This is a genomic window from Methylobacterium sp. OAE515, assembly GCF_041806315.1.
GTDB classification, from domain to species: Bacteria; Pseudomonadota; Alphaproteobacteria; order Rhizobiales; family Beijerinckiaceae; genus Methylobacterium; species Methylobacterium tardum.
Genome location: NZ_JBGMUV010000001.1, coordinates 3,531,211 through 3,543,032 on the forward strand (window position 1 = coordinate 3,531,211; position 11,822 = coordinate 3,543,032).

Annotated in this window: 10 protein-coding genes; 5 read left to right on the top strand and 5 right to left on the bottom strand. The window is 72.4% G+C overall.

Translation table 11 applies throughout. From position 1 onward, the window contains the following. The first annotated feature begins 250 nt into the window (after nucleotides 1-250). The 3 genes from ABIE45_RS17285 to ABIE45_RS17295 all read left to right on the top strand — a co-directional run bounded on the left by ABIE45_RS17285 (nucleotide 251) and on the right by ABIE45_RS17295 (nucleotide 5,269). A complete protein-coding gene (locus ABIE45_RS17285; protein WP_192709999.1) occupies nucleotides 251-2,830 on the top strand; it encodes an ABC transporter ATP-binding protein in 2,580 nt (859 codons plus the stop codon). A gap of 113 nt (nucleotides 2,831-2,943) precedes the next feature. Continuing rightward, nucleotides 2,944-4,137, top strand: a complete 1,194-nt coding sequence (locus ABIE45_RS17290) for a murein L,D-transpeptidase family protein (RefSeq protein WP_192710000.1) — start codon at nucleotides 2,944-2,946, stop codon at nucleotides 4,135-4,137. Between the two features lie 205 nt (nucleotides 4,138-4,342). Beyond that, nucleotides 4,343-5,269, top strand: coding sequence for an MBL fold metallo-hydrolase (locus ABIE45_RS17295; protein WP_192710001.1), 927 nt, complete (start codon nucleotides 4,343-4,345; stop codon nucleotides 5,267-5,269). 20 nt (nucleotides 5,270-5,289) lie between these two features. Here ABIE45_RS17295 and ABIE45_RS17300 read toward each other — a convergent pair whose 3' ends face one another. Beyond that, on the bottom strand, nucleotides 5,290-5,496 hold the full coding sequence (locus ABIE45_RS17300) for a hypothetical protein (protein ID WP_192710002.1): 207 nt from the start codon (nucleotides 5,494-5,496) through the stop codon (nucleotides 5,290-5,292). A 220-nt stretch (nucleotides 5,497-5,716) separates the two neighbouring features. Here ABIE45_RS17300 and ABIE45_RS17305 point away from each other — a divergent pair, with 220 nt between their 5' ends. Together ABIE45_RS17305 and ABIE45_RS17310 are read left to right on the top strand one after the other, a co-directional pair. After that, complete coding sequence (locus ABIE45_RS17305; protein ID WP_373622419.1) at nucleotides 5,717-6,943, top strand: complex I NDUFA9 subunit family protein; 1,227 nt, start codon at nucleotides 5,717-5,719, stop codon at nucleotides 6,941-6,943. Nucleotides 6,944-7,008: 65 nt separating this feature from the next. Continuing rightward, on the top strand, nucleotides 7,009-7,968 hold the full coding sequence (locus ABIE45_RS17310; RefSeq protein WP_192710003.1) for a GDP-mannose 4,6-dehydratase: 960 nt from the start codon (nucleotides 7,009-7,011) through the stop codon (nucleotides 7,966-7,968). Between the two features lie 55 nt (nucleotides 7,969-8,023). Here the strand turns inward: ABIE45_RS17310 and ABIE45_RS17315 are convergent, their stop codons facing one another. The 4 genes from ABIE45_RS17315 to ABIE45_RS17330 are packed head-to-tail and all read right to left on the bottom strand — an operon-like array spanning nucleotide 8,024 to nucleotide 11,807. After that, nucleotides 8,024-9,220 carry a CoA transferase gene (locus ABIE45_RS17315; RefSeq protein ID WP_192710004.1) on the bottom strand — a complete coding sequence of 399 codons (1,197 nt, stop codon included), beginning with the start codon at nucleotides 9,218-9,220 and terminating at the stop codon, nucleotides 8,024-8,026. A 12-nt stretch (nucleotides 9,221-9,232) separates the two neighbouring features. Continuing rightward, entirely contained in the window at nucleotides 9,233-10,039 is an 807-nt protein-coding gene (locus tag ABIE45_RS17320) for an IclR family transcriptional regulator (protein ID WP_373622420.1), read from the bottom strand. A 17-nt stretch (nucleotides 10,040-10,056) separates the two neighbouring features. After that, nucleotides 10,057-10,794 carry an enoyl-CoA hydratase-related protein gene (locus tag ABIE45_RS17325; protein ID WP_192710006.1) on the bottom strand — a complete coding sequence of 246 codons (738 nt, stop codon included), beginning with the start codon at nucleotides 10,792-10,794 and terminating at the stop codon, nucleotides 10,057-10,059. Next, nucleotides 10,791-11,807, bottom strand: coding sequence for a nitronate monooxygenase family protein (locus tag ABIE45_RS17330; protein ID WP_192710007.1), 1,017 nt, complete (start codon nucleotides 11,805-11,807; stop codon nucleotides 10,791-10,793). Before ABIE45_RS17330 ends, ABIE45_RS17325 begins: the two co-directional genes overlap by 4 nt. Nucleotides 11,808-11,822: the final 15 nt, after the last annotated feature.

Sequence of the window (11,822 nt, forward strand, 5' to 3'; positions counted from 1 at the left end):
GGCGACGCACCGGCACGCGCGCGCGTCACAGCCGGCGCGACCCGAGGTGGCCCCGAAGCGCGGTCGCCGCGCCCGGACGACTCTGCACCGCATTTTCCGTAACCTAGAGCGCTTCCAGACCGGGACCAGAACGTGGCTCGCGCGGGCCGACATGTCGCAGCGCGGTGGCCTCGGACCGCAACCCTTCCCGCAGCGGCCCCGAAGGCCTATGCCCTCGGCCGGCCCCTCGGCTGATCCCGTCCGGAGACGCATGGAATCCGATCCCCTCGTCCTGACCTGGCGCGCTGCGCGGCGTCTCCACGTCACTGCGGTTTCCCTCGCGGTCGGGATCGGCGCGCCGCTCTGCGCCCTCGCCCTGCTGTGCCTGCGCGACCTGATCGCCGTGCTGCCGCGCGACGAGGCGCCGACGCTGCCTTTCCTGCGCCTCGCCGTGGCGCTGCCGGGCCACGAACTCGTGCTGGCACCCGGCTTTCCGATGCGCCCGACGGAGCTCGAACTCGCGGCCTTCCTGTGCATCGCCGTCTGCGCCGTGGTCCTGGCCGTCCTCGGCTGGAGCGTGGCGCGCCTGTGCTTCAAGGCCCAGAACCGGGCGTCGGATGCGGTCCGCGAGGGGGTCCTGCAGGCGATCCTCGACGCACCGGCCGGCGCCCGGGACGAGGCGCGCAACCTCGCCCGGATCGTCGGCGAGGTTCTGGCGCGGGCCGACCGGCTGCTCGCCGCCGGTATCGTGGTGCCGGCGATGACGCTGGCCGCCCTGGTTCTGGCGCTGGGCTTCGCGGGCCTCGCCGCGCCCCGGCTCATCCCGGCCGCGGTGGTGGGCCTGGGGGCGGTCGGTCTCGCCTACGGGCTGGTGCTGGAGCGGGCCCGGGACCGACAGGAATTGCGCCTGCGCACGAGCGCACGGGCGGAGGAGAACCTCAACGACCTCGTCCGGCGGCTCCCGGCCGTGCGCAGTCACGGGGCGGCCGCCCTGGAGCGGACGCGCATCGCGGCCCGTGTCACCGCGATGCGCAGCAACGTGGCGCGCTCCGAGGCGCGGCTGGCCTATGCGCGGGCGCCAGCGCTCGCCCTGGCGGTGATCCTGCCGGCGATCGCGGCCGGCACGGCCCTGTGGCGCTCAGGACAGGCGGGACCGCAGGTTCCGCCGGTGGATCCGGCCGCCCTCGTGGCCGCGGTCGGCGCCTTCGGCCTCGCAGGCTGGCTCGCCGCGATCTGCGCGCGTCTCTGGACCGTCCGCAAGGCCGTCCGCCCGCGGTTCCGCGACCTCGCCCGCATCGTCGCGTCCCTCGAGGGCCGCAGGATGCGGTCGGGCGGGACCGGCGACGCACTGCCGCTGCCCCGATCCGGACTCCTCGCGACTCAGGGCGTGGGTGCCTTCGATCCGGCGACGGGCGAGCGCCTGGCCGGTGTCGATGTCGCGGTGGCCATGCCGGGACATGTGGCGATCACCGGGAGCCGCGGCAGCGGCGCCCGCGCCCTGGCGGCGGTGCTGGCGGGGCAGGTCGAGCCGACCGCGGGCGCCGTCACCTATGCGGGGGCGGATCTGCGCGCCTTCGACGCCGCAGAACGCGCCCGCCGCATCGCCTTCGCGGCCGGGGAGGCGATCCTGATGGCGGGCTCCCTGCGGCAGAACCTGCTCTACGGCACCGACCCGGCGAGCGCCCCGGACGACATCGCGCTGATCGGGATCAGCCGGCTCACGGGCCTCGACGGCTTCGTCTACGCCCGCGGCCTGACCGGCCGCCTCGATCCGGCGACCCAGCCGCGGCTCGCGGCCGCGATCGTCACCGCCCGCCGGACCATGCGGCAGGCGCTCGCCGCCAAGGGAGCCGAGCGCCTCGTCGAACCGTTCGACCCCGACCGCTACAACCATCAGGCGAGCATCGGCGAGAACATCCTGTTCGGCGAGCCGGTGGGCGGCGCCTTCGCGCCGCTGCGCTTCGCCCGCCATCCCTATCTCCGGGCGGTGCTGGAGGCCGAGGGACTCGTGCGCCCGCTTACCGAGATCGGCCTGTCGGTGGCCCGGAGCACGGTGGAGATCTTCGCCGACCTGCCCAACGACCACCCGCTGTTCGACGCCTACTCGCTGTTCCAGGCCTCGGAGCGCGGCTATTTCGAGGATCTCGTGGTGCGGCTGCCCAACGCCGCGGCCCTGCGACGGGGGCCCGCAGGCCAGCGCGACCGCATCCGCCTGATCGGTCTCGCGCTGCGCTACAGCGAGACGCGCCACCGCTTTGGCCTGATCGACGCGGCCTTCGAGGCGCGGCTGGTCCAGGCGCGACGCTCCTTCGCCCGGATGCTGCCGTCCCACCTCGCGGGCGCCGTGGAGTTTCACGATCCGTCCCGGGTCAATCCCGCCGCCAGCCTGGAGGAGAATCTGCTGTTCGGCCGGATCAGCCTCGGCGAGGCCAATGCCGAGCCGCGGGTGCGGGAACTGGTGCGCCGGGTGCTCGCAGAGGAGGGGCTCGAGGCTTCGGTCTACGGGCTCGGCCTGGACAGCAAGGTCGAGATCCAGCCCAGCACCGGCGCTTTGGCGGACGGCGCGATCAATGCCCGCGAGCGGGTGGCGATCGAGCTGACCCGCTGCCTCGCGCGCGAGCCCGACATCCTCGTCGTCGCGATCGCCGCCGACGAGCGCAAGGCCGAGGGCCTGCGCGACCGCCTCGCCCGGCTGCGGCAGGCGCGGACCGGGCGCGGCCTCATCGTCTGCCTGCCCGAGACCGGTGTGCCCGAGGGCGCCGAGCCGTTCGACGCGGTGATCGTCGTGGAGAACAGCGCGGTGGTCACGCCCGTGCCGGCGGCGCTCGAACGGGAGCCCGCCCCGGCCTGAGACCAGCCCTCCGCGCTCACGGCCGGCAGCCTCACGGCCGCCGCAATACTTTGGTCAGGCCGGGAGGCCGTGCCTGTCCGGCGCCATCCCGGCTGATCCAGCGCGGACGGTCCATGCCTCGAACGATTTCATTCTCGTGCGCCGCGATCCTCACTTTCCTGGCCCTGTCCGGCCCTGCCGCCGCGCAGGCCGGAAAGGCCGAGGCGCCGATCCCGGGCGCGACCCTCGCCCTCATGGCGCAGAAGGGCGTGACGGCCGCCTCGCCGGTCCTGTTCCGGGCCTACAAGAAGGAATCCGAGATCGAGGTCTGGAAGAAGGGACCGTCCGGCTACGTCTTCATCAAGGCGTTCCCGATCTGCCGCTGGTCCGGCCAGCTCGGGCCCAAGCGCAAGAGCGGCGACCGGCAGACCCCGGAGGGGTTCTACACGGTGCCCCGGCGCCAGATGAACCCGAACTCGCATTACTACCTGTCCTTCGACGTCGGCTATCCGAACGCCTATGACCGTGCCCATGGCGGCACCGGTTCGGCCGTGATGGTGCACGGTATCTGCTCGTCGATGGGCTGCTTCGCCATGACCAACGGCACGGTCGGCGAGATCTACGCCATCGCCCGCGACGCCCTGAACGGCGGGCAGGCGGCTTTCCAGTTCCAGTCCTACCCGTTCCGGATGAGTGCCGAGAACATGGCCCGGCACCGGACCGACCCGAACATCGCCTTCTGGCGCGAGCTCAAGGCCGGCTCCGACCGGTTCGAGGCCAGTCGCGAGGAGCTCCAGGTCTCGGTGGTCGCCGGCCGCTACGCCTTCGCGCCCTCCCGCGACCCCGTGATCGAGGCGGCCGTGACCACGCGCCGAGCCGTCGAGGAAGCGCGGATCGCGGCGCTCGCCGAGGCCGGGGAGCCCGCCGTGCGCACCACCTACTCGGACGGCGGCCAGAACGCCTTCTGGGCGGCCTACACGGCCCGGGGCGGGGCGGTCGGCGACATCAGCCGGCCGGAGGCCCTGGCCTTCGCCGGACAGGAGGTGGTGGTCGTGCCCGGGCACCGCGCCGCGCGGCCGGTGCCCGAAACCGTCTGGGCCGCCTGGGCCGCGCCCGATTCCGTCCTGTCGCCGCGCTGGATGGCGGGCTTCGTCCCATCCTACCTGCGCGCCGCCGACCCGTTCGCTGCGCTCACCGCCCGCCTGCCGGCGCGCTACGGTGACGGACTGCCCTCCTGGCTGGCGACTGGACTCGGCGGCCCTCTCGCCGGCCGCCCGAATCTGTCCGGCTCGGTCCCCGAACTCCTGGCCTCGGCCGAGAGCCCTTAGGCATGCAGCGACCCCCGATAGCGGCCCATCCGTGTGCGCGGCCGCACATCACAGCGGCTCGCGGCACACCAATTCATGGTACGGCAGGAGATGCGCGGTACTCCTGTCCCGTCGGTCTGCCGTATTCACATTTCCCTTCCCGGAACGGCGACGGGGTTTCGATCATAATGGATCGGGACCGTCTGTCCGCAGATTCGTGATCGCCATGTCCAACAGTTCCGAGCCGATCCTCCCGGCGGCCGACCAGGACCTCGTCCTCCGCTTCTGGGGCGTCCGCGGCTCAACCCCTGTCAGCGGCCCGCAATACGCCGAGTTCGGCGGCAGCACGCCGTGCATCGAGGTCTGCTGCGGCCAGCGCATGTTCATCATCGACGCGGGTTCAGGCATCTACAACCTCGGCCAGGGCCACCGGACCGACCTGCCCCAGGAAGTCGATCTGCTGTTCAGCCACCTGCATCTCGACCACACGGCCGGTCTCCCCTTCTTCAAGCCGGCGGTGCTCGACTGCAACCGGGTGATCAACACCTATTGCGGCAACCTCGGCGGCGAATCGGCCGGCCCGACGCTCGACCGCCTGTTCGCGCCGCCGCTCTTCCCGGTTACGCTCGACAAGCTGTGCTGCACCTTCAACCATCATGGGTTCGAGGCAGGGCAGACGCTGACCTTCCCGGACGGGGCGCGGGTCGACACGATCCCGCTGAACCACCCGCAGGGCTCGGTCGGTTACCGGTTCGAGCATCAGGGCCGGCGCCTGTGCCTCATCAGCGACATCGAGCACAGCGACCCCTGGCCGGATCCGGATCTGGTTCGGTTCGTCAGCGGGGCCGACCTGATGGTCTATGACGGCATGTTCACCGACGGCGAGTACCCGACCTGCCGGGGCTGGGGGCATTCCACGTGGCAGAAGGGCGTCGAGCTGGCGCGGGCGGCGGGCGTGAAGGCCCTGGCCATCATCCACCTCCACCCGGCGCACTCCGATACGAGCCTGCGTGACATGGAGGCCGATCTCCAGGCGGAGATGCCCACGGCCTTCATCGCCCGGGAGCGCCAGAGCATCACGGTGGGCGCGCCCCGGACGGTGAGCCGCCCCGCCGTCGCACGGGAGATGCGCCGTCGGGTCAAGGTCGCCTGAGCGTCACCGGAGCGGCCGCGTCAGGCAGAATGGCGCGGGGATCGCGCCCGGCGCGTCCGGGTGACGAAGCGGACGGCGAACAGCACGAACAGGGCGACGCCGATGATCAGGATGCTCCAGCCGTAATTGCTGACGAGCTGGGCGTCGATCGGATGGCCGATGCGGCCGAGGGCGACCAGAAGCCCGAACGCGGCGATCGCCGCAGAGATCAGCATCCCTACAATCATCGGGCCTCTCCGGCGCGGCCCGTGTCCAGGGTCCGGCGGGTTGAACGGGTCCGGAGGAATGCGCGGAGCCGGCAGCCGTTCCCGGAGCCGGCCCGCGCTCATCATGCGCGGGTGTCAAAACAGAAAGATCGGATGGCCCCTGATTGCAACGCCCGCACCCCCCGCTCTAAGTAGGCCGCAAGAGGGCGCCCCCGGGCGCGCGCGGACCGAGACCACGGCGATGACCGGCCTAGACACGACGACTGCGAACACGTCCCGGGACACGGCGCCCCTCACGGCGTCGGGGCCGCTGCGCCCGCAATCCCAGCTCGTGACGATCTACGGCGGCTCGGGCTTTCTCGGCCGGCACGTCGTGCGGGCTCTGGCCAAGCGCGGCTACCGGATCCGCGTCGCGGTGCGCCGGCCGGACCTCGCGCTGTTCCTGCAGCCGCTGGGGCAGGTCAACCAGATCGTGGCCGTCCAGGCGAACCTCCGCTACCCCGACTCGGTGACCCGCGCCGCCGAGCGCTCGGACGTGCTGATCAACCTCGTCGGCATCCTGCAGGAAACCGGGTCGCAGAGCTTCGCCAAGCTGCAGGTCGACGGCGCCGAGACGATCGCCCGCGCCGCCGCCCGGCAGGGTGCCCGGATGATCCACGTGTCGGCGATCGGCGCCGATCCGGCCTCGCCCTCGCTCTACGCCCGCACCAAGGCGGACGGTGAGGCGCGGGTCTTCGCCGCCTGCCCGGACGCGGTGGTGTTCCGGCCCTCTCTGATCTTCGGACCGGGCGACGGCTTCTTCAACCGCTTCGCCAGCCTCGCCCGGGCGCTTCCGGTCCTGCCCCTGGCGGGTGGTCAGTCCCGCTTCCAGCCGGCCTTCGTGGGCGATGTCGCCGAGGCGATCGCCCGCGCGGTCGACGGCACCTTAGCCGGCGGCAGGGTCTACGAACTCGGCGGCCCGGAGGTGGGCACGCTGGAGCATTTCGTGCGCTACATGCTCAAGACGATCCGGCGGAAGCGCCCCGTCGTCGACCTGCCGCTCCCGGCCGCCAAGCTCCAGGCCCGCTTGCTGGAGATCGCCGACACCCTGACCTTCGGCCTCCTGCCCGACACGCTGAAGCTCACCCGCGATCAGGTCATCCTGCTCCAGAACGACAACATCGTCTCGGAAGCCGCCAAGGCCGAGGGACGGACGTTCGAGGGCATCGGGATCACCCCGACGGCCGCCGAGGCCGTGGTTCCGGGCTATCTCTGGACGTTCCGCAAGGCGGGACAATTCAACACCGACCGGGACGAGGAAAACCTGTCCGAGGTGCCCGACACGATGGCGTCGAAACCGCTTGCGGCCGGCTCCCAGCACAGGCCGAAGACCGCCTCGGGCCCGGCGATCGGCGCCGATGCGGGCAGTTCGCCGGGGGGCGGGCAGGGCAGCATGGGCGCCCGCTGGGGCTCCCGGAACCTGGGCTAGGTGACGGCTCCTGTCCTCGACCGCGCGGCGGCTCCGCCCGCGCGGCACGGATCGGCAGGCCGGTCGTGAGGCGTATCCTGGTCACCGGCGCCGCGGGCTTCGTCGGCGGCCATGTCCTCCCGCTGCTGGCAGAGACAGGCGACCGCGTGGCGGGAATCGGCCGGGGGATGCTGCCGAACCTGCCGGCGGGCGTCACCTATGAGACGCTCGATCTTCTCGACGAAGCCGCGCTCAGCGGCTTCGTGGCCCGCTTCCGGCCGACCGCGATCCTGCACCTCGCCGGTCTCGCTTCGGTGGCCGATTCCGCCAGCGGGCCCGGACAGACGTGGCGTGTGAACGTCAACGGCCTGATGAACCTCGTCGCCGCCGTCGAGGCCGTGCCGGGCTGCACGTTCTTCTTCGTCAGCTCCGGTGAGGTCTACGGCAGCGCCTTCCTGGCCGGGCACGCCCTCACGGAGGCGGCCGAGCCCCTGCCGCGCAACACCTACGCCCGGTCGAAATGGGTCGGCGAGCAGCTGCTGCGCGACCTGCTGCCCCGGATCGGCGTGAAGCTCGTCGTCTTGCGGCCGTTCAACCATATCGGGCCGGGCCAGGACGAGCGCTTCGTCGTGGCCTCCTTCGCGCGTCAGATCGCCCGCATCGAGGCCGGGCTGGTGCCGCCGTGCCTCGCCGTCGGCAATCTCTCCTCCCACCGCGATTTCCTCGACGTGGCCGACGTGGCGCAGGCCTATGCCGACTTGATCGGCCGGGCGGAGTCGCTGGCGGACGGAAGCGTGTTCAACATCAGCTCGGGCCATCCGCGCACGATCGCCAGCGTGCTCGCGGACCTGCGCGCCCGGGCGCAGGTGCCTTTCGAGGTCCGGACCGCTCCCGAGCGGGTGCGTCCGACCGAGATCCCGCTCGCTGCCGGCGATGCCGGCCGCCTGCAGGCCGCCACCGGCTGGCGGCCGCGGGTCGACTGGGACGTGTCGTTGACGCGGGTGCTGGACGATGCCCGGGCACGCGCGGCACCGACACAGGCATAAGGCTGCCTCAGCCCGCGCCTCTCCGCGGGAGAGGCGCGCACACCGGCGCCCCGCTCTAACGGAGCACACCCTTCGCCACGAGCGCGTCCCGCGCCGCGTCCGGATAATCCAGCCGCTCCGTCAGGATCTCCCGGCTCGAGTCGCCCAGGCTCGGCGGCATGCGGCGCACCGGCAGCCGGCGACCGTCGAGCCGGTAGGGCGGGGCGATGACATGGGCGTTCCCCGGCGCCGCGACCACGAGCCCGGCCTCCTCGGCGCGCGCACAGGTCAGCGCCTCGCGCAGGCCCATCACCTCGCCGCACGGGATGCCGGCCGCCCGCAGCCGCGCGATCAGCGGTGCGCGCTCCCACTTGGCGAGCTCGGCTTCCAGGACCGGGATGAAGGCGGCGCGGTTCTTCGAGCGGTCGAGATTGGTGGAAAAGCGTGGATCGGCGACGAGGTCCGGACGGTCCAGCACCTGCTCGCAGAAGCGGCGGTACTGACCGTTATTGCCGACCGTGATCACCACCGGCCCGTCGCCGGCTTCGAACACCCCGTAGGGCACGATCGACGGGTGGGCGTTCCCGTATCGGGGCGGGTCGATGCCGCGGGCCAGCGCCTCCAGGCCGTAATAGGAGGTCAGCGCCACGCCGCAATCGAACAGGGCAAGGTCGATCGCCTTGCCGCGCCCGGTCCGCTCCCGCTGGAACAGGGCCGCCAGCACGGCCTGTGCGGCGAACTGCCCGGTGAACAGATCGACCGCCGCGACCCCGAACTTCAGGGGCGGCCCGCCGGCCTCGCCGTTGAGCGCCATCACGCCGGACTCGCCCTGCACGACGAGGTCGTAACCCGGCCGGCCGGCCTCCGAGCCGTCCGACGCATAGCCGGCGATCGAGCAGTAGATCAGCCCCGAATTCTCGGCCGACAGGCCCGCGTAGCCGAGGCCGAGCTTCTCGGCGCCGCCGGTCTTGAAGTTCTGGACCAGCACGTCGCTCTCGCGGGCGAGCGCTTTCACGATCGCCAGCCCCTCGGGCGTGGCGAGGTCGACCCCGATCGAGCGCTTGTTGCGGTTCACGCTGTCGAAATACGAGGTGTTGCCGGGGCTCGTCGGCACGCCCCAGTCGCGGGTGTCGTCGCCGCGCTCCGGGTGCTCGACCTTGATCACGTCGGCGCCGAGATCGCCCAGGACCTGCGCGCACCATGGCCCCGCCAGGACCCGGGACAGGTCGAGGACGCGGATCCCCGCGAGCGGCAGGTCGGCAACGGCATCCATCGCGAAAGGTCCTCAGGCTCCCATGACGCCGTCGAGGCTGCGCACGGCGTCGATCAGTTTCGGACGCGCCACCTCCATGAGGAAGCGCGCATCGGTGATGACGGTCGGGGCACCGCAATTGACCGACATCGGCGGCAGGCCGCCGCCGGGATGGAACCCCACCGCGATGGCGCAGACCGTCTCCTGCCACTCGCCGAAGGAGGTGCAGCAGCCGATCTCCCGGTGCTCCTCCACCGCGCGGTCGAGACCGGCGCGGAGCGCGGGCCAGACCACGGGATCGAGCGCCTTCAGATCCTCGTAGATCCCCTCGCGCTCCCGCTCCGGGCAGATCGCCACGTAGGCCCGGCCCATGGCGCTGCGGGCGAGCGAGATGCGCGAACCGGTGTCGAGGTTGAGCGAGATCGCGGCCGGGCCGCGCTGGCACTCGACGTAGCGCATGCTGAGCCGGTCGCGCACGCCCAGCCCCACCGAGGCGTTCGCCGCCTCCGCCACCGCCCGCAGGACCGGTCGCGCGATGGTGCGCACGTCGAGCCCGCCGAGCGCCGCCGAGCTGAGCGCGATGGTCGCGGTGCCGAGCCGGTAGCGGCCGAGTTCCGGCATGTGCTGCAGGTAGCCGAGCTTGGTAAGGGTGTAGGTGAGCCGTGACACGGTGGAGCGCGGCAGCCCGCAGGCCTCCGCGATGTCGTGGTTGGCGAGGCTCGTCCGGCCCGGACCGAAGCAGGCGAGCACCGCCAGCCCCCGGGCCAGCGCCGTGACGAAGTGCCGGTCCTCCTTGGCGCCGTCCGCACCCGGGACGGCCGCGCCGGCCTCGGTCAGCACCGTCGTCTCCCCGGCCCTCATCGGCGTAGGAACGCCGCGAAGGCGGCCTGCGCCTCCGGGCCGCGACGGAGCGCGTGGAAGACCTCCGCCTCCTCGGCCATGGCGCGGGCGACGCCGTCGTCGTAGCCGCGCCGCAGAGCCTGCTTGGTGGCGGCGACCGAGGCCCGGGGCAGGGCGGCGAGCGCCCGCGCCTTGGCCAGGGCGGTCTCCAGCGCCGCGCCCGCGGGAACGGCGGCGCTGACGAGGCCGGCCGACGCAGCATCCGCAGCCGTGAAGGGTTCCCCGAGCATCAGGAGCTCAGCCGCGCGCTTCGCGCCCGCCACCAGCGGCAGCAGGTAGCTCGACCCGCCCTCCGGGCTGAGGCCGAGCGCCGTGAAGGGCAGGCGGAACCGGGCGCCGTCGCCCGCATAGGCAAGGTCACAGTGCAGGAGCAGCGTCGTGCCGATGCCGACCGCATGGCCCTCGACGGCCGCCACGACCGGCTTCGGACAGGCGCGCAGGGCCTTGAGAAAGGTCAGGCCGGGGCTGTCGCCCCCGGTCTCCACGTCCTGGAAATCCTTGAGGTCGTTGCCGGCGGTGAAGCAGCCGCCCGCGCCGGTGAGCACCACGGCGCCCACGGCCGCGTCCGCGCCCGCCGCCTCGAAGGCGGCGGTCAGCCCCGCATAGGTCGTCCGGTCGAGGGCGTTCCGCCGCTCCGGCCGGTCGATGGTGACGAGCCGGATTCCGGGCTCCGGATCGGCGACGCGGACGCTCACGAAGCGGCCCCGCCTGCGTAATCCGCGGACAGCCCGGCCATCCGCGCCCGCGCCGCCGCGTATTCGCGCGCGAGCCGGGCGACGAGATCGGCGGTTGCCGGTGCGTCCGCGATGGTGCCGACCCCCTGGCCGGCGCCCCAGACGTCGCGCCACGCCTTCACGCTGGCGCTGCCGAAGTTCATCGCGGTCTTGTCGCGCACCGGAAGGGCCTCGGGATCGAGCCCGGCGGCGCGGATGCTCGGCGTCAGGTAGTTGCCCGGCACACCCGTGAAGTAGGGGGTGTAGAGGATGTCGGCCGCCGCGCTGCCGGCGATCATGTCCTTGTAGGCCGGGGCCGCATTCGCCTCACGGGTGGCGATGAACCGGGTGCCCATATAGGCGAGGTCGGCTCCCATGGCCTGGGCCGCCAGGATCGCCGCGCCCGAGGTGATCGCCCCCGACAGGATCAGAGGCCCGTCGTAGAACCGCCGGATCTCGCCGACGAGGGCGAAGGGGCTCAGCGTCCCGGCGTGGCCGCCCGCGCCGGCACAGACCAGGATCAGCCCGTCGACGCCGGCCTCCAGCGCCTTCTCGGCGTGGCGGACGTTGGTGACGTCGTGGAAGACCACGCCGCCGTAGGCGTGGACCGGCCGGATCACCGCGTCCGGGGCGCGCAGCGAGGTGATGATGATCGGCACTTGGTGCCGGACACAGGCCTCGACGTCCTGCGCCAGCCGGTCGTTGGAGGCATGGACGATCTGGTTGACCGCAAAGGGCGCGACCTTCCTCGACGGATCCGCCGCGCGGGCCTGTGCGAGCGTTTCCGTGATCCGCGTGAGCCATTCGTCCAGCAACTCGGCAGGCCGGGCGTTGAGGGCGGGGAAGGAACCGACCACGCCGGACAGGCACTGGGCGATCACCAACTCCGGGCCGGACACGATGAACATCGGCGCGCAGATCACCGGCAGGGCGAGCCGTCCGCGCAGAGCCGCGGGCAGGCGCCCGGCCTGCGGTTGCTCGGGACCGTCGCTCATCGGCCACGTCCGGCC

What these genes read in the sequence shown, in the direction of transcription:
- ABIE45_RS17285 (WP_192709999.1), top strand. Translation starts at nt 251, where the DNA reads ATGGAATCCGATCCCCTCGTCCTGACCTGGCGCGCTGCGCGGCGTCTC.
- ABIE45_RS17300 (WP_192710002.1), bottom strand. Translation starts at nt 5,496, where the DNA reads ATGATTGTAGGGATGCTGATCTCTGCGGCGATCGCCGCGTTCGGGCTT.
- ABIE45_RS17305 (WP_373622419.1), top strand. Translation starts at nt 5,717, where the DNA reads ATGACCGGCCTAGACACGACGACTGCGAACACGTCCCGGGACACGGCG.
- ABIE45_RS17315 (WP_192710004.1), bottom strand. Translation starts at nt 9,220, where the DNA reads ATGGATGCCGTTGCCGACCTGCCGCTCGCGGGGATCCGCGTCCTCGAC.
- ABIE45_RS17295 (WP_192710001.1), top strand. Translation starts at nt 4,343, where the DNA reads ATGTCCAACAGTTCCGAGCCGATCCTCCCGGCGGCCGACCAGGACCTC.
- ABIE45_RS17330 (WP_192710007.1), bottom strand. Translation starts at nt 11,807, where the DNA reads ATGAGCGACGGTCCCGAGCAACCGCAGGCCGGGCGCCTGCCCGCGGCT.
- ABIE45_RS17290 (WP_192710000.1), top strand. Translation starts at nt 2,944, where the DNA reads ATGCCTCGAACGATTTCATTCTCGTGCGCCGCGATCCTCACTTTCCTG.